The sequence below is a fragment of the Kribbella sp. NPDC050459 genome (assembly GCF_040655315.1).
Taxonomy (GTDB): Bacteria; Actinomycetota; Actinomycetes; order Propionibacteriales; family Kribbellaceae; genus Kribbella.
Map to the genome: position 1 here is coordinate 33522 of NZ_JBFAJQ010000020.1, position 18047 is coordinate 51568.

At 70.1% G+C, this 18047-nt stretch carries 11 protein-coding genes; 7 read left to right on the forward strand and 4 right to left on the reverse strand.

What is annotated here, in order from left to right; translation table 11 throughout:
- Nucleotides 1-211 precede the first annotated feature (211 nt).
- The gene (locus tag AB0I12_RS39835) at nt 212-1615 is read left to right on the forward strand and encodes a hypothetical protein (RefSeq protein ID WP_359940769.1); all 1404 of its coding nucleotides are present in this window, start codon (nt 212-214) and stop codon (nt 1613-1615) included.
- 22 nt (nt 1616-1637) lie between these two features.
- Here the strand turns inward: AB0I12_RS39835 and AB0I12_RS39840 are convergent, their stop codons facing one another.
- Nucleotides 1638-2840, reverse strand: coding sequence for a cytochrome P450 (locus AB0I12_RS39840; protein ID WP_359940772.1), 1203 nt, complete (start codon nt 2838-2840; stop codon nt 1638-1640).
- A 746-nt stretch (nt 2841-3586) separates the two neighbouring features.
- Nucleotides 3587-4828 carry an aldose epimerase family protein gene (locus AB0I12_RS39845; protein ID WP_359940775.1) on the reverse strand — a complete coding sequence of 414 codons (1242 nt, stop codon included), beginning with the start codon at nt 4826-4828 and terminating at the stop codon, nt 3587-3589.
- A gap of 179 nt (nt 4829-5007) precedes the next feature.
- Between AB0I12_RS39845 and AB0I12_RS39850 the strand changes: the two genes are divergently transcribed.
- The 3 genes from AB0I12_RS39850 (at nt 5008) to AB0I12_RS39860 (ending at nt 7277) form a co-directional block, all read left to right on the forward strand.
- A complete protein-coding gene (locus AB0I12_RS39850; RefSeq protein ID WP_359940778.1) occupies nt 5008-5607 on the forward strand; it encodes a cysteine hydrolase family protein in 600 nt (199 codons plus the stop codon).
- A 4-nt stretch (nt 5608-5611) separates the two neighbouring features.
- Nucleotides 5612-6529, forward strand: coding sequence for a DJ-1/PfpI family protein (locus tag AB0I12_RS39855; RefSeq protein ID WP_359940781.1), 918 nt, complete (start codon nt 5612-5614; stop codon nt 6527-6529).
- Nucleotides 6530-6596: 67 nt separating this feature from the next.
- Nucleotides 6597-7277 (forward strand): hypothetical protein, encoded by a 681-nt coding sequence (locus AB0I12_RS39860; protein WP_359940784.1) that lies wholly within the window; start codon nt 6597-6599, stop codon nt 7275-7277.
- An 82-nt stretch (nt 7278-7359) separates the two neighbouring features.
- On the opposite strand, the gene AB0I12_RS39865 is transcribed toward AB0I12_RS39860, so the two are convergent.
- Entirely contained in the window at nt 7360-10494 is a 3135-nt protein-coding gene (locus AB0I12_RS39865; RefSeq protein WP_359940787.1) for a glycoside hydrolase family 3 N-terminal domain-containing protein, read from the reverse strand.
- 106 nt (nt 10495-10600) lie between these two features.
- A complete protein-coding gene (locus tag AB0I12_RS39870; protein WP_359940790.1) occupies nt 10601-11242 on the reverse strand; it encodes a hypothetical protein in 642 nt (213 codons plus the stop codon).
- Between the two features lie 119 nt (nt 11243-11361).
- Between AB0I12_RS39870 and AB0I12_RS39875 the strand changes: the two genes are divergently transcribed.
- From AB0I12_RS39875 to AB0I12_RS39885, 3 genes are all read left to right on the forward strand, one after another.
- The gene (locus AB0I12_RS39875) at nt 11362-13203 is read left to right on the forward strand and encodes a S8 family serine peptidase (RefSeq protein ID WP_359940793.1); all 1842 of its coding nucleotides are present in this window, start codon (nt 11362-11364) and stop codon (nt 13201-13203) included.
- An 86-nt stretch (nt 13204-13289) separates the two neighbouring features.
- Entirely contained in the window at nt 13290-14252 is a 963-nt protein-coding gene (locus tag AB0I12_RS39880; protein WP_359940796.1) for an LLM class F420-dependent oxidoreductase, read from the forward strand.
- 126 nt (nt 14253-14378) lie between these two features.
- Nucleotides 14379-18041 (forward strand): S8 family peptidase, encoded by a 3663-nt coding sequence (locus AB0I12_RS39885; RefSeq protein WP_359940799.1) that lies wholly within the window; start codon nt 14379-14381, stop codon nt 18039-18041.
- The last annotated feature ends 6 nt before the right edge of the window (nt 18042-18047 follow it).

Sequence of the window (18047 nt, forward strand, 5' to 3'; positions counted from 1 at the left end):
CGGGGTAATTTCCTGCTTCGTCAATAAATCCGTTCTGCAAAGAATTCATAGGTTAGAACCGGGACCGGAACGGGGAGGTTCGAGACGTTTCCGGATTCGCCTCCCCTTTCGGGGCCGGAAACCGGTAGCCTCGTGCAGCGCGCTATGGGGGCCGCCGTACCACCCACCCGACGAACTGCCGGAGAGCCCAAACCGGTCAGGAGTGCACGTCTTGCAGGAGAACACCAGCACAACCAGTACTGGCGAACTGGTCAACGTACCCCTCACCGGTGCGGACAAAGTCGCCTACGCTTTCTACGCGACCGCGGCTGCCGCGGCGCTGGTCGGCCAGGTCTGGGCCGGCGTGACCCATATCCCGTGGCCGGACAGCGGCTTCTCGACGCTGCTCAAGATCGTCCTCGTCACGCCCGCGGTCGCGGTGCTCGAGCTCGGTGGCGTCGCCACCGCGGCGCTCGCGGACCTGCGCCGCCGCAAGGGCGAGCAGGCCTACGCGTACCGGGCGATGTCGTTCTTCGCGGCGCTCGTCGCGGTCGTCTTCAACGTGGTCGGCCACTGGCGTCCGGAGGAGCGGTTCCTGGCCTTCGGCTTCGGCGGCCTGTCCGCGTTCGCCTACGTGCTCTGGCTGATCCACAGCTCGGCCCGGCGCCGTGACGCGTTGCGTCGCGCGGGCCAGATGCGCGACACCGGTCCGGTGTACGGCATCGTGCAGTGGATCCGTGAGCCGAAGACGACCTGGCTCGCGCGCTCGCTGGCGATCGAGCACGGCTACTCGCTCTACGAGAGCCTGCGCGCCGCGCAGCACCAGATCCGCAACCGCAGCCGCCGTGAGGCGATCGCCGGGACCGTTGCCGAGTACATCCGGTCCGAGCACCAGGACGAGCGGCTGGCGAAGATCGCCGAGACGACGTACGACCCGGACCGGCTGGCCGGGATGCTCGAGGAGCGGATCAACTACGAGGTCATCACCAACAAGCTGACCAAGGCGATCTCGCCGCCGCCGGAGCAGCCCGAGGAACGTCCCGCCGTACCGGCGGCCGTCTGGGTGCTGGAGGGCGGCCAGCCGCGGCGTGCGGACAGCACCGGCGTCGGACTGCGCGACGACGACGCGTGGACCGGTGAGCTGATGGCGATCGTCGACCAGGGACCGGAGACCGACGAGTCGGTCGCCGAGGCGGTCGTGGTCGAGGACGCCGGCGAGCCGCAGCACGTGGTCAACGGCAACGGTGCCGTGAACGGGAAGCTGAAGCCGTTCGCGCCGCAGCCGAAGGCCGAGCCGATGGTGGAGAAGCCGAAGCCGCCGTCGCCGTTCGCGGGCCCGGCGGACCCGCAGCCTCCCGCGCTGATCACCACCCCGAAGGTCGAGCCGGTCCTGCCGGATCCGGCGCCGGTCGTCGTCCAGAAGGCCGAGCCGGAGCCGGAGGAAGACAAGCCGGAGCCGACGGCGCTGGAGAAGAAGCGGATGCGGGCCTACGCGCTGCTGGCCGACTGGCCGGCCGGTCGCGAGCGCAGCGCGAAGACGCTGGCCGACGCGATCGCGTCCAGCGAGCCGATGGCCGCGCGGTTCATCGAGCAGTACGAGACCGAGCACGGAGTCGTGTTCGCCTCACAGAACTGATTCATCGAGCTGCCGGTGGACCTCACAGGTTGAGGTTCACCGGCAGTTCTGCGAGACCGCTGACCAGCACGCGCCGCCACTCGAGCTCTTCGGCCGGCTTCGCGAGGCTCATCCGCGGAAACCTTCGGACGAGGGCCGCCAGCGACTCCTGCAGCTCGATCCGCGCCAGTTGTGCGCCGAGGCAGAAGTGCGGACCGAAGCCGAACGACAGGTGCTTGTTGTCCGGCCGATCCAGCCGCAGCTCGTCCGGTGCGTCGTACGCCCGCGGGTCCCGGTTCGCGGAGTTGAGCGCCGCCATCACGCCGTCACCGGCCTTGATGTGTACGCCGTGCAGCTCGATGTCCTCGACCGCGACGCGGAGCTGCCCGACCTCGCTGAACCGGTTGAACCGCAGCAGTTCCTCGATCGCCGACGGGATCAGCCCGGGCTCGGCGACCAGCCGGGCCCAGTTCTCCGGCCAGCGCAGCAGGGTGGCGACGCAGCTCGAGATCTGGTTCGCCGACGTCTCGTGCCCGGCGACGAGCAGGTTCACGCCGAACGCGATCAGCTCGTCCTGGCTGAGCCGGTCGCCCTCCTCGCGGGCGCGAACGAGCTCGTCGAGCAGGTCCTCGGCGGGCTGGTCGGTGTTCGCGAGCTTCTTGGTGACCAGGTCCTCGATGTACGCCGTCAGGTTGGTCATCGCGTCCTCGACCAGATCCTTCTCGGCCATCTTCATGCTGTACCCCAGCTCGGTCCACTCCCGGAACTGCGCGCGGTCCGCGTACGGTACGCCGAGCAGCTGGCAGATCACCTGGATCGGCAGCGGCAACGCCACCAGCTGCCGGATGTCGGCGCCGTCGCCGGCCCGCGCCACGTCCTCGGCGAGCTGCGCGGACAGCTCTGCGACCCACGGCCGGGTCTGCTCGATCTTCCGGTGCGCGAACGTTGGTACCACCAATCGTCGCAGCCGGCTGTGCTCCGGCGGGTCGGTGGTGGTCAGGCTGTTCGGCATCGGCTTGGCCAGCGCGACCCGGGGTGCTCCCTGCTTCACTACCGCGGCGCGCGAGAAGCGCGGATCGGCGAGCACCAGTTTCACGTCGTCGTACCGGGTGACCAGCCAGACCTCGGCGCCGGCCAGCGTCCGCACCCGCGCCACCGGGCGGTCCTCCCGCAACGCGGCGAACGTCGGCGACGGATCGAACCGAAACGCGTCCTCGAACGGAATCTGCAAGACCGGCTCAGTCATACCCCGACCCTAGGCAACTTAGGTAACCCTTGCTTCGGGTTCCGGCGCGTCGAGAGTGTTACAGCCGGCCGTTCGGCCCTCTGTCCGCCACGCCGCACGGCCGTACCGTCAGGACCTCAGTGGTCGGCTCGGTAAGTTCGTCGGGGCCTGGCCGCGCGGACCCCGGTGTGTCTGCGGCGTGTCGGCGCCGGTGCGTGCAAGCTCGACAGGTAGTGCACGGCGGGACGGTGTACGCCTCGCGCTGGGGTGCACTAGGTAAGGTCCGGCAGGTCCTGTGCAGAGTGCACATCCACCCTCCGCCGAAGCCCGCCCAACCCCCGACGAACTTGTGGCGCGGACCTTTAAGCCTGAATCCGTGGATTGGCCGGGTGGCACCTGTCAGCCGGCTGAGCAGCACCGGCAATCCCAAGGGGTTGTCCGGTCGCGTTGGGGGTTCTCTGCTGGTATCCGAGCGAAGAACCCCCAACAGGGGTGGAGAACCGCTGAGGTGAAGCCGATCCCCGGCGCGCCGACGGGCGAGCGCAGCAGCGCGGCACGGCGGGATCGGAGCGCGCAGCACCCGGGGCGGCCGGCCGCACTTTGGGAGGTTCACCCGCCAACTCGTCCCTTTGCCCACGGTGTGCAGGGGGTGAAGGGACACTTTCAGAGGTGAACCCCTGAAAGTTCTCCGGCGGGTGGCGTGCCCGGCCGTCCGTCCCGCCGACCCGTCCACGGATTCAGGCTGAGGTACGGCTGTACCGCGGCGACTACTTGGTGCCGAAGGAGTAGACGGTGGTGGACTTGTAGGTCTCGCCGGGGCGCAGGACCGTGGGCGGGAAGTTCGCGTGGTTCGGCGAGTCCGGGAAGTGCTGGGTCTCGAACGCGAACGCGTCGCCCTGCCGGTAGGCCTTGTTGCCGATGCCGAGGAACGTGCCGTCGAGGAAGTTCCCGCTGTAGAACTGGACGCCCGGCTGGTCGGTGAGCACCTCGATCGTGCGGCCGTGCTCGGGCTCCCAGAAGCGGCCCGCGAGCCGCAGGCCGTCGTCGTCCGGCTCGCCGCCGATGACGAAGTTGTGGTCGTATCCGCGGCCGAAGATCAGCTGCTGGTGGTCGCCGCGCAGCCGCTTGCCGATCGCCGTCGGCCGGCTGAAGTCGAACGGGGTCCCGGCGACCGGGGCGATCTCGCCGGTCGGGATCAGCGTCGCGTCGACCGGCGTGTACTTCGGCGCGTTCAGCTCGAGCACGTGGTCGTAGATGGTGCCGTTGCCCTCGCCGAGCAGGTTGAAGTACACGTGGTTGGTGAGGTTCACGATCGTCGGCTTGCCGGCGACCGTCGCGTGGTAATCGATCCGCAGGTTGTCGCGCCGGTCCAGCGTGTACGTGACGGTGCTGGTGAGCTCACCGGGGAAGCCCATCTCGCCGTCCGGGCTGACGTAGGTGAAGGCGACGCCGACGGCCTTGTCGCTCTGCACGACCTTGGCCTTCCAGACCTTCTTGTCGAAGCCGACGGTGCCGCCGTGCAACGCGTTCTCGCCGTTGTTGACCGGGATCTGGTACGTCGTCCCGTCGAGCGTGAACCGCCCCTTCGCGATCCGGTTGCCGTACCGGCCGATGGTGGCGCCGAAGTACGGGCTGAGCTTCGCGTAGTCGGGCAGGTTGTCGAAGCCGAGGCTGATGTTCGTGGTCCGGCCGCGGCGGTCCGGCGTCTCGACGCGCTGGATCGTCGCGCCCCAGGTGAGCATCGAGATCGTCACCCGGCCGTTGGTGAACGTGTACACGTCGACCTGCTGACCGTCCGGTGTGGTGCCGAACGGGGCCTTGGTGATCTCGAGCTTGCCGTGGTGTCCGCGCATGCCGGTCAATCTATCCGGCGTACCAGTGGCCGAACCGGTTCGGGCGGCGTCGGTGCCGGCTTGGGCGGTGCTGGTGAGTGCGCCCGCGGCGGCGGCACCGAGGCCCAGGGCGCCGGCGGTCCGCAGGACCTGGCGGCGGGGCAGGTGATCGGGCATCGCAATCCCCTCAATCGTTGTAGAGACCAGACCCGGGCACGATAAGCACGCCAGACCAGTGTTTGGAACAGTTCGGAAGGGTGTGAATTCGTCCGATCTCTCCGCGCTGACCGGATCGTTCCGGTCCCGGCCCCGATCGAGCCTTCAGCCGGGCGCCGGGCGCGGGCCATCCTGGGGGCATGAGCCGAACCGCACTGATCGTGATCGACGTCCAGGAATCGTTCCGGATCCGCCCGAACTGGCAGCTGGTGAACCATCCCGACATCGCCGACCGGGTGGACCGGCTGGTGCGCGCGGCCCGCGAGGCCGGCGACCTCGTCGTCTGGGTGCTGCACACCGAACCCGGGACCGGCGGCGCCTTCGACCCGGCGACCGGGCACGTCCGGCTGATCGACGGTCTCGAACCGTTGCCGACGGAAACGACGATCCGGAAAACGTCGCACAACGCTTTCACCACCACGAATCTGCAGCAACTGCTCACACAGAACGGCGTTTCCGAAATCGTTGTCTGCGGCATCCGGACCGAGCAGTGCTGTGAGACCACCGCGCGGGTCGGGTCCGACCTCGGGTACGACGTGGTGTTCGTCTCCGAGGCGACCGCGACGATGGCGCTGGCGCACCCCTCGATCCGCGACGAGGCGACCGTCGAGGAGATCCTCGCCGATCCGCGGACCCTGACCGCGGAGCAGGTCGTCGAGCGGACGGAGTACGTGCTGGCCGGCCGGTTCGCCACCATCCGGACCCTCGACGAGCTCACCGGCGTACCCGTGGCATCCTGACCGGATGCGTCCCACCCGGGTGGTCTTCGTGCTCGTGCCGAAGCTGCATCTGCTCGATCTGGCCGGCCCGGCGCAGGTGTTCACGACCGCGAACGACTTCGGGTACGGGTACGAGGTGTCGTACGTGGCCGAATCCGACGAGATCGCGACCGCCCAGGGCGTGCCGTTGCGGACCGCGTCGGTGTGGCCGGAGCTCGATCCGGGCGACCTGGTCGTGGTCCCGGGATGGCGGTCGCCGCGGCTGTCCCCGGAGCCGCCGATCGGGCCGGGGTTCCGGCAGCGGCTGCGGGCGCATCACGCGAGCGGCGGGTCGGTGGCGAGCGTCTGCTCCGGCGCCGACGCGCTCGGCTGGGCCGGCCTCCTCGACGGGCGCCGGTTCACCACCCACCACGACCTGACCGACGAACTGGCCGCCCGCTACCCGCGGGCGACCATCGTGCGTGACGTGCTGTACGTCGAGGACGACCGCGTCATCACCTCCGCCGGGATCGCCAGCGGGATCGACCTGGCGCTGCACCTGGTCGCGGTCGGCCGGGGCGCCGAGGCGGCCGCGCGGGTCGCGCGCGAGATGGTCGTCTACGCCCGGCGCAACGGCGACGAGCTGCAGGAGTCCGTGATGCTGCGGCACCGGGACCATCTCAACGATCTGGCGCACCGCGTCCAGGACGTCATCGACGTCCGCTACGCCGACCGGCTCCCGCTGGCCGACCTGGCCGGGCAGGTCGGCGTCAGCGAGCGCACGCTGACCCGCCTCTTCACCGCCTCCACCGGTCTCACCCCGCTGCGGTACCAGCAGCTCCTCCGGCTGGAGCGGGCCGAACATCTGATCGGCCACGGCGCCACCGTCGAGTCCGCCGCCCGGACCGTCGGTTTCGAGGACGCCCGGATGCTGCGCCGCCTGCGTAGCCGGAATTCCGTCTAGTCCGGAACAACTTTTTCCGGAACCCGTACGTCTACTCGTGCACAACCAACGACGAGGGGGACGGAACATGAGGTTTGTTGCTCGGGGCATGCGCCGGGGTGTGGTTGCGACCGGTGCGGCGGCCGGCGTGCTGGCCGTGGGACTCACCGTGCTGGCGGCGCCGGGGGCGGACGCCGGTACGACGTCGGCGACCTCCGCGACCTCGGCGACCGCGCTGAGCCGGTCGCAGATGCTGACCGTCGCCGAGGTGCGCAAGGCGGACGCGCGGGCGGGCTGGCTGCGGCAGGTGGACAGGGGAATCCTGCCGAGGACCTACTGCGGACCAGCCTCGACCGAGGGCAAGCGGGTCGCGGCGCGGATGGCGCGCGGGTTCAGCAACGACATGGACTCCTACGGCGCGCAGTACGTCAGCCAGTACGCCAACGCGGCGAGTGCGCGGGCGGCGTACAACTCGATCATCGCGACGCTGAAGAGCTGCACGTACAGCAAGCCGGCGCCGACGCACGCGCGGAAGATCACCGAGAACCGCGTGGTGAAGGGCGCCTCGGGCGACCTCACGCAGGTGATCCGCTGGTACGACTACCCGAAGCCGAACGACCCGGGCAGCGAGGCCGGCGGGTTCCCGTACGCCGTCACGCTGAAGGGCCGCAACGTCTCGGTGCTGGCGTTCAGCGAGATGGGCCCGGGGATGCCCGCGCCGAACTTCGACAAGCTCGCTCGGCAGGCAGCGGCCAAGATCAGCCGCTAGGAGCCCAGCCGGGGGGAAGGCGCTGGGCGGGGACGTGCCGGCCGGGACGGATGAGGGGTCACCGTCCCGGCCGGCACTTGTACTACCTGGTCGCGGCTGTCAGCTTGGCGACCGCCGTACTCAGCTGACCGCTGAGGAGGGCGTGGTCGGCGTCGGAGACGAGCTTCGACGTGGACTCGTCCAGGTTCTGCCCGATGTGGTTCTGCGCGATCCAGCGGGCCACGCCGACCACCGCGTCGTCCTCGGCGAACGTGTCCGCCTTCGTACGCTCCAGGAACGCGGCGGACCGAGCGGCAGCGGCCAGTGCGACAGTTGCCTGCGGCCCCGACCAGTCGCGGATCCCGAGCGCGACGCTCGCCGTCGCCGCGGCCGCCACCGCGTACGGGTCGTGCTTGCGCAGCAGGCTGTTGCGCGCTTCGGTCAACGCCTGCCGGGCGGCCGCCTGGGTGCTGAGGCCCCAGCCGAACGGGTACTGCGGGTCGTACGACGCATCGCCTACGTTGAGCGGCTGCTGGTCCTCGGTGCGCGGCCAGCTGACCGGCAGCCGGCCGCTGAACGGGACCTTGCCGAACAGCACGTCCGCGACACCGGCGCCTTCGGTCCCCGGAAGCCAGGAGGCGACGAGCGCGTCGACCTCGCCGAGTTGGTCGGCGATGACCTGCGGCCGGCCGGACACGATCAGCACGACGCACTTCATCGCGCCGCAGACCTTGTCGACGGCCGCCTTGTCGGCAGCCGAGAGCAGCAGGTCGTGGCCGTTGCCGACGTCGCCGATCCCTTCGGCGTACGGGCGTTCGCCGACCACGACCACGCCGACATCATGACCAGCGAGCGGTGCCGACGCGTCCGCGCTGAAGGTCGCATCAGGGACCACCTGCTTGATTCCGTCGAGGATCGTCGTACCGGTGGTGGTCGTGCCCGATCCGCCCTGCCAGCTGATGCTCCAGCCGCCCATCTGGTTGCCCAGGTCTGCTGCGTTGCTGCCTGCGACGTACACCTTGCTGGTCGATGTCAACGGCAACAGGTTGTCCTGGTTCTTCAGCAGCACCTGGGACTTCGCCGCGGCCTCGCGCCCGACGGTGCGGTGTGCGGCCGATCCGACCGACGCGGCGTTGGTCGTGTCGGCGTACGGGTGCTCGAACAGGCCGAGCTTGAACTTCTCGGTCAGGATCCGGCGGACCGCGTCGTCGATCCGCGGCATCGGGATCCGGCCGGCGTCGATCTCCGCGGTCAGGCCCTGGGTGAAGCCCTGGTAGTTCGTCGGCACCATGATCATGTCCAGGCCGGCGTTGACCGACGTCCGGATGTCGCTCGCGTAGTCGCCCGGGAGCTGGTCGATCGCCTGCCAGTCGCTGATCACGAACCCGTCGAAGCCCATCCGCTGCTTCAGCACGCCGTTGATCAGCTCGCCGTTGCCGTGCATCTTGACCGGCGTCGCGCCGTCGACCGACAGGCTCGAGTACGACGGCATCACGGTGCCGACGCCGAGGTCCACGGCGGTCTTGAACGGTGCGAGGTGGATGGCCTCCAGCTGCTGGCGGGTGACCTGTGTGACGCCTTGGTCGATCTTGTACGAGCCCGTGGTCGAGCTGCCGTACGTCGTGCCGCCGTCACCGACGAAGTGCTTCGCGGTCGCGAGCACGTGGTTGTTGCGCGCGAGCTGGCTGCCGTCGGCCTTGCCCTGCAGCCCGGTCACGACGGGCGCCATCGACTGGACCAGCGCCGGGTCCTCGCCGTACCCCTCGTAGGCACGCCCCCAGCGGTCGTCGCGGACCACGCACACGCACGGCGCGAAGTCCCACGGGATGCCGGTGGCGCGGACCTCGGTCGCGGTGACCTCGCCGGTCCGCTGGGCCAGGTCGGGATCGCGGGTGGCGCCGATCGCGATGTTGTGCGGGAGGATCGTCGCGCCGACCACGTTGTTGTGCCCGTGGACGGCGTCGACGCCGTAGATCAGCGGGATCTGCAGGCGGGTGGCCTGCGCGTTCCGCTGGAAGGTGTCGATCATCGCGGCCCAGGCGGCCGGCGTGTTCGGGGTCGGGACGGAGCCGCCGCCGGACAGCAGCGAGCCGAGCGCGTAGGACGCGATGTCGGAACGGGACCGGAGCGCGTTCCGCTCGGCCTGGGTCATCTGGCCGACCTTTTCCGCCACCGTCATCCGGGCGAGCAGATCGTCGACGCGGTTGCGGATCGGGAGTTTCCGGTCCAGGTACGGCAGGTCGTGCGCGTCGATCACCACGACGGGCTGGGTCTGCGGGGCCTTCGCGCCGGTCACCGTGAGCTCGAGGGGAACGGTTTCCGCAACTTCTGCGGAACTGTCTTTCCGGGTGGTCACGGAAACGTTCTGCGACGTTCCGGAAACCGTTCCGGCCGGAAACGTGAGCGTTCCGGAAACCGGTGTGTAGTCGTCGGCGCCGGCCGTTCCGTCTCCGGTCCGGTAGGCGACGGTGACCGGCTCGTCGAGCGGCGTGCCGCCGGTCGTCGCGACCGTGACCTTCACCTGCGCGGTCCCGCCCTCCTTGACCGGGTAGACGTCGGCGTCGGTGACCACACTGTTCTTCAGCGCCGGGTCGGCCTTGCCGTAGACCTCGACCTGGTCGATCGCGAACTCACCCGGCGAACCGGCCGGCATCGTGAACGCGTAGCCCCACATCTGCGTCAGGTTCAGCACGTGGTCGATACCGCCGACCGGCTGGTAGTCGCCGCGGTACACGAGCTCGCTGAACGGGATCTCGACCTGGTGCCAGCCCTGCCAGTCGTCGGTGAAGCTCGTGTTCCACAGCTCCGACGCCTCGGCGTTCGCACCGCCGTCCTTGATTTCGAAGAAGATCCGCTTCCCCGAGCCGGGCGGCAACGGAGCGGTGTTCTGCCCGTACCACCAGAAGCGGATCCCTTTGTACGGCGACCAGTCGCCCGGGTTCACGTCGTACGTCACGTCGTGGCTGAACCCGCCCCAGCCGCTGATGTCGTAGGTCCCGTGCAGCACCTTCTCGCCCGCGGGCGCGTCCGCCCGGGCCTGGAGTTCGAGCGTCGGCGGATCGTCCGCGTCACTGCCCCAGGTGAAGATCCCGGCGTTCGGCGGCGCGGCGAACGGCTCGCCGCCCTCGAACGCCGCCAGCGTCACCGGCGCCGGATCATCGGCCACCGCCTCCAACGGCAGCATCCCCGCCACCAGCGCCGCCACCACAACCACACCAACCCGCCGCCACCCACGCATGGCCGCTCCCTCCCGGAACCCGGGCCCGACGCCCACGTCCGGCCCCGACTCTCAAACACCCACCCTCCGCGGTCAAGACCTCACCGGTTCCGGAACTAGAGCGCTCTCACAGACGCGCCGGGCGCATGTGGGGACGCGGTCGGAGGTGGTGGTCGGAGCGGACCAGGTCGGCGGTGGGGATGGTGGTGGTGCCGACGGGGAGGTGACGGCGGGACTTGACCCAGGTGACCAGGTCTTCGCGGTAGGTGATGTCTTCGGTGAAGTGGAGGAGGTTGAGGTACCAGATGTCGCGGCGGTCGGGTTCGTGCCAGGCGTCGGGGCCGAGTTCGGCGGTGAGGTGGTCGCTGAAGGTGTCGGCGGTGGTGTCGACCGGCTCGGCGCAGGCCATGACGGTGCCGGGGGTGAGGGTGAGGCCGGTGACGCGGAAGCCGATCGGCCAGGGGCTGCGGGCGGCCGCGCGGCCGAGGGCCGACCGGTAGCGGGTCAGAGCCGGGTCGTCGGGCGGGATCAGCTCGCGGCGCGGCTCCAGAGCCCGCACGGTCAAGTGGGCTGATCCGAGCTGCCCGGTCTGCCAGTGACCCGGCCCCGCCAGTTCGGCGGCTTCCTGGGTCAGCGCGTCGAGGGCGTACGCGAGAGGCCCGGGCGAGGGGCGCAGTACGACGCTGACGGGCCAGCGGCCGCCGTCGCGCGGGATCTCGTCGCGCTGGTGTGTCCCGGCGCTGATCTGCGGGGCGGCGAGGGCGAACAACTGATCGAACTTCGTGGTGTCGATGATCCTGCCTCCTTCGCTCGGGTACGACGCGAGGTCTGGACAGGTGGTTCGTCGGTGGGTGACTGTTGTGCCCGGCGTCGAGTGGGGAGGAATCGATGAAGCTCCGTTATGTCCTGAGCAGCGTGGCACTGATGGTCCCGATGGCGGTGGTCGCAGTCGTGACACCGGCCGCCGCGGGACCGGCTCAGAGCTCTGCTGCAAGCCCCGGTGCATCCGCGAAGGTCCCGTCGCTGTTGCGGGACGCCGCGAAGGCGGCCGCGGCCAAACAGACCGGTGTGAAGGCGCGCGCACTGAGCGCCGACGCGAGCGGCCAGCGTCTCGGCGTACAGGTGTACGCGGCGCAGCCGGTCACTTCGCAGCAGCGGGCCGACCTGGCGTCCTTGGGCGTGTCGGTCCTGAAGAACTCTGCCGACTTCAAGAAGGTCCCAGGCGTCGACATGCCGAGCACCGGGCTCGTGTCCGCCTCGGTGCCGTACGACAAGCTCGACGCCGTCGCCGCGCTCGGCTGGGTGACCGCGCTGCGGCCCTCGCTGCGCCCGGCCGTCGACGTCGGACCGATTACCGCCGAAGGCGTCACGTTGCACAAGGCCGACCTGGCCCAGGCGCGCGGCCTGACCGGACGCGGGCAGAAGGTCGGCGCGATCTCCGGCGATGTCGACCACATCGCCGACTCGATCGCGCAGGGTGAGCTACCGGCCGACGTCCAGGTGCTGCAGCAGGCGGCGTCGTACGAGGACGACGAGGGCACCGCGATGCTCGAGATCATCCACGACCTGGCGCCGGGCGCGAAGCTCGCCTTCGCCAGCACGCAGGACACGACCGCGCAGTACGTCGAGGCGTTCCACACGCTGGCCGCCGCCGGCGTCACGATGATCGCCGAGGACATCGCGCTCGACGACGAGCCCGCGTTCCAGCAGGGCATCGGCGCGGCGACGGCGGAGAGCCTCGCCAAACACGGCATCTGGGTCAGCTCGTCGGCCGGGAACCTCGGCAACCGGCACGCGCCGCGGGTCAAGGCGATCGGCACGGGCAGCGGACCGGACGGCGCCACCGGCCCGTTCACCGGCTGCCCGAACGCCCCCGACAACGTCGTGCAGATGCGCGGCACCGACACGACGTACAACCTCAACCTGCTGCCCGGTGCGACCGTGATGCCGACGCTGCAGTGGAGCGAGCCGCGGGCCGTCTACCCGACGGCGGGCCAGGGCGGCTTCACCGACCTGAACCTGTACCTGATGGACGCCGCCGGTACGACGTGCCTCGCGTCCAGCACCGGCGTCCAGGCGAACGGCGTCGGCGACACGATCGAGCAGTTCATCTACGAGAACACGACCGGTGTGGCGCAGCCCGCCAAGCTGGTCGTCGACGTCCAGGGCACGTCGTCGGCCGTGACGCCGCCGATCCTCGACCTGCGCTGGCGGGCGCTCTCGGCCGGCGTCCAGACGATCGACCCGCCGGAGCGCGCCGGCTCGATGAACCCGGACTCGAACTACCTGGGCTTCGCCACCAGCGCCGGCGCCGTCAACGCCAGCGTGTCGGTCGACCCGGCCGTCGCCCCGCTGGAGGCGTACAGCGCGGCGGGCCCGACGCAGGTCGTGACCACGACGCGGTGTGCGGGCGGCAAGCCGGGCCCGTGCCGCGGCATCGCCGGCCCGGGGGCCAGGACCTTCCCGGCGCCGTACTGGGTGGCGTCGGACGGCGTCTCCGTGAGCGGCGCGGGCGGCTTCGGCTCCGGCACCTGCCCGACCACCGTGCAGGGCGCGTGCCGTTTCTTCGGTACGTCGGCCAGCGCGCCGACCGCGGCGGGCGTCGCGGCCCTGACCAGGCAGGAGTTCGGCGGCAAGCTCTCCCCGGTGACCCTGAACGTGATCCTCGCGGCCCGGGCGAAGCACCGCACCGGCCCCGAGTTCGGCGCGGGGGTGTTGAGCGCCCGCTGATTCAGAAGCTGCAGTGGTCCGATTGAGAACGAATTCAGTACTCGTAGTCATGGACCGATGCCGCCATCCCCGGAAAGGATGGCGGCATGACTACACGTTTCGGGGTCTTCGTACCGCAGGGCTGGAAGATGGACCTGGCCGGGATCGCCGACCCGATCGAGCAGTGGGAGGCGATGACGGCCGTCGCCCAGCGCGCCGACGAGCAGTCCTGGGACTCGATCTGGCTGTTCGACCACTTCCACACGGTGCCGGAGCCGAGTGACAACACCACCTTCGAGTGCTGGAGCGCCACCGCGGCGCTGGCCCGCGACACCAAGCGGGTGAACATCGGCCAGATGGTCGGCTGCAACGGGTACCGCAACCCCTCGCTCTACGCGAAGATCGCCTCCACCGTCGACGTCGCCAGCCACGGCCGCCTGTACGCCGGGATCGGCGCGGGCTGGTACGAGCACGAGTGGAAGGCGTACGGCTACGAGTGGACCGACATCCCGCAGCGGATGGCCGCGTTCCGCGAGGCGACCGAGATCATCTACAAGATGTGGACCGAGGACAAGCCGGTCTACAACGGCAAGTACTACTCGATCGATGCCCCGATCAACGAGCCGAAGGGCGTCCGGAAGCCGCACCCGAGCTTCTGGATCGGCGGCGGCGGCCCGAAGGTCACGCTGAAGCTGGTCGCGCAGTACGCCGACGCGGCGAACATCGGCGGCGGCAACCCGGAGACCTTCAAGGAGAAGGCGGACATCCTCCGCGGGCACTGCCAGAAGGTCGGCCGCGACTACGACGAGATCATCAAGTCGACGAACTTCAACGTGTTCCCGATCGACAAGGGCGACGACCCGCAGAAGGCGACCGAGAAGGCGCTCGGCCCGATGAACCGGGAGAAGTTCGACCGGGACAACCTGATCGCCACCGAGGACGAGATCGCCGACAAGGTCGAGGCGGTCCTCGAGGCCGGCGCCGACTACGTGATCTTCTACGTCCCCGGCGTCGCCTACGACCTCGACCTGCTGGAGCGCGTCGAGAACATCACGAAGCGCTTCGCCTGAGCCTGCCTGACCGGAACCGGTCATGGCGGATGTAGGTCAGTGGTAGTGGTGGACCGGGGCTGAGGGCAACTGTCAGGCTCTCGGCGACGGCCTCGCGTGGGTCGGGCTGTCGGGAGGTGTCCACCTGTGCCGTATTGGAAGACAACTGTCCGATCGTCCCGGACCGCGGCGGGCCTGCTCGCCGCGGTGGTCGCCGGTTCCCTGCTGCTGACGACCACCACGGCGAGTGCCGCTCCACCAGCCGGTCCACCCACCGGGTCCGCACCGGGCGCCCAGGCGACGCCCGGTGCGGGCAGCAAGCGGATCACGCTGGTCACCGGCGACGTCGCCGAGCTCACCACGAGCTCGAACGGCCAGGTGTCGGCCCGCCTGCTCGGTGACGAGCCGTACTACTTCGGCACGTTCGACGGAGACCTCACGCTGGTCCCGGCCGACGCGTATCCGCTGCTCACCACGGGCCGGCTCGACAAGCGCCTCTTCAACCTGACCGAGCTCGCCGCGCAGGGGTACGACGACGCGAGCAGCGACCAGTTGCCGCTGCTGATCTCCGGCTCCGCGACGTTGCGCAGTACGGCGGCCACGCTCCGCCGTACGCTGCCCAGCGTCGGAAGCAGCGCGGTCTCCGTACGGAAGGCCGACGCGAAGACCTTCTGGGACGGCATCAGCGGCCCGACCACGTTCAAGAGCAGCCAGGTGACCAAGATCTGGCTCGACGGCCGCACACACGCCACCCTCGACCGCTCCACGAAGCAGATCGGCGCCCCGACCGCCTGGAAGCAGGGGTACGACGGCAACGGCGTCAAGGTCGCCGTGCTCGACACCGGGTACGACGCCGGCCACCCGGACCTCGCGAAGCAGGTCGTCGCGTCGCAGAGCTTCGTCCCCGACGAGGCCGTCCAGGACCTGCACGGCCACGGCACGCACACCGCGTCGATCGTCGCGGGCCTCGGTACGGCGTCCGGCGGCGTCCGGAAGGGTGTCGCGCCGGGGGCGGACCTGCTGATCGGCAAGGTGCTCGACAACAACGGCGGCGGGTACGACTCCGAGGCGATCGCCGGGATGGAGTGGGCCGTCCAGCAGGGCGCGAAGGTGGTCAGCATGAGCCTCGGCGGCTGGCCGTCCGACGGCACCGACCCGATGAGCGAGGCCGTCGACCGGCTGTCGAAGTCGAGCGGCGCGCTGTTCGTGATCGCGGCCGGCAACTCCGGCGCCGAGGAAACCGTCGGTTCTCCGGGGACGGCGTCCGAGGCGCTGACCGTCGGCGCGGTCGACCGCGACGACAGCCTGGCGAGCTTCTCCAGCCGCGGCCCGCGGCTCGGTGACGGCGCCCTCAAACCCGAGGTCACCGCTCCGGGAGTCGAGATCGCCGCCGCCCGCGCGGCCGGCACCGAGCAGGGGCACGTCCTCGGCCAGTACTACACGGCGATGAGCGGTACGTCGATGGCGACGCCGCATGTCGCCGGCGCCGCGGCGATCCTCGCGCAGCGGCATCCCGACTGGACCGGTCCGCAGCTGAAGGCCGCGCTGGCCTCGACGGCCGTCCCGTCCGCGGGCGCCCGCACCGACCAGCAGGGGCTCGGCCGGGTCGACATCCCGAACGCGCTCGACCCCAAGGTCCTGCCGGACACCGCCAACCTGTTCTTCGGCGACCTGTCCTGGACGGGGACGACCGCACCCGCCCCAGTCAGCCGCAAGGTTGCCTATCACAACAACTCGAGCCGGCCGGTGACGCTGACCCTGTCGGTCGAGGCACAGTCTCCGGCGGGGGTGGCGGCCGGGCTGACGGTGAGCCCGGCCCGGCTGACCATCCCCGCCGGTGGTACGGCGTCCGCGACCGTCACACTCGATCTGACGAAGACCCAGCCGGCCAAGTACGCCGGTGTACTGACGGCCCGCGCCGGCGCCACGGCCTACCGGACCGGCCTCGGGTTCGCGGCCGGTGGGCGGCTGAACCAGGTGACCGTGAAGGCGATCGGCCGCGACGGGCAGCCCGCCACGACCAGGGCCGGCGCGAGCGGCGTCCAGCTGTGGAACCAGGACACCGGCGACGTGAACGCGATCGCGTTCGACGAGACCGGCAGCCGCACCCTCGACGTGCCGACCGGGCGCTACAGCGTGATGGCGTACGCCGTCGGCGGCGACGAGGCGGACTGGGCGAACTCGATCACGCTGCTCGGTGATCCGGACGAGTGGATCGACCGCGACCGGACGTTCACCTTCGACGCCCGGACCGCGCACAAGGTGACGATCAAGACGCCACGACCGGCCGAGGCGCAGAGCATCGGGGTCGCCTGGCACCGCAAGGTCGGCGACCGGGACGCCGTGTCCGGCTGGGCGTACAACGGCCGGGTCGCCGACGGCGTCTACGTGCAGGACTTCGGAAAGGTTGCCAACGGCACCTTCCAGGTCGTGCAGCGCTGGGACCTCGCGCAGCCGAAGCTGACCGTGGACGTCAACGGCGCCCGCCTGGCCACACCGGCCGAGGGCTCGCAGCGGACCGTGTACGTCGGGAACGAGAAGCTCCCGCTCTACAACGGCGGCGACGGCACGGCGGATGAGCTGACCGGCGCCAAGGACAAGGCCGTGCTCATCCGGTGGGGCGGCTTCGACGCGACCACCGAACAGGTGAAGGCGGCGAAGGCGGCCGGCGCGAAGGTGGTGTTCCTCTACAACGAGGCCCCCGGCTACTGGTCGACCGGAGCCGAGGAGGGCGTCCCGCTCTACCTGCTGCGCGCCGAGCAGGGCAAGCAGTTGCTCAACCAGCTGAGCGCGGGCCCGGTCTCGCTGCAGCTCACCGGCCTGCTCGACAGCACCTACCGGTACGACGTCGCGCTCGCCCCGTCGGTCGTGAAGGGCGCGCTGACGTACGACGTCGCCAAGATGCGCCCGGCCGTCGTGACGACCGACTTCCAGCGCAACGACGCGTTCTGGCTGCACCGGGACCAGCGGATCGCCCACCTGCCGGGGATCGCCACCGGTCTGAGCGCGTCGCGGCTGATCGCCGGTGCGGTCAAGCGGACCGACTACCTCGTGACGGATCAGAAGGGCGTCACCTGGGACGAGACGACATCCGCGGGCGAGTGGAACGAGAGCGGCTTCGAGTCGACGATCACGCGGGCGTACCGACCGGGCAAGCAGGTCACGCGCGGCTGGTGGGAGTCGCTGACGCGGCCCGCCGTACCGGGGTTGTCGGACGCCTCCAGTGACGAGGCGCAGGGCTGGCCGCCGGCGCGGTTCGAGAACGCGTTGCGGATCGCGATCCCGCAGTACGTCAGCGGCGACCGGACGGTGTTCGGCTGGGGCGACCGCGGCGACGTGACGAGCCTGAAGCTGAGCAGCAACGGCGTCGAACTCGGCAGCAAGAACTGGTCGGTCGCCCAGTTCGCGGTCCCCGCGAAGGCTGCCTGGTACGACCTCACGCTGGACCAGAAGCGCGGGCCGAACAGCTGGGCGAAGACATCCACGTCGACGCACACCCAGTGGCACTTCGTGTCGGCGCCCTCGAAGACCCGTGCGGTCCTGCCGCTCGTCCAGGTCGACTACAAGCACACCGACGGCCGGCTCGAGCTCACGCCGCGCTACCAGCCGGGCGTGCGCGGCCTGGGGGTCTTCCGGACGACGGCCGAGATCTCGTACGACGGGAAGACCTGGACGAAGCTGGCGCTGCGCGGGATCGGCACCGTGCGGGCGCAGGTCCCGGCCGGCGCGTACCCGAGTCTCCGGGTGACCGCGACGGACCTGATCGGCAACAGCATCACCCAGACGATCGACCGGGCCTGGGCGAGCTGAACGTTA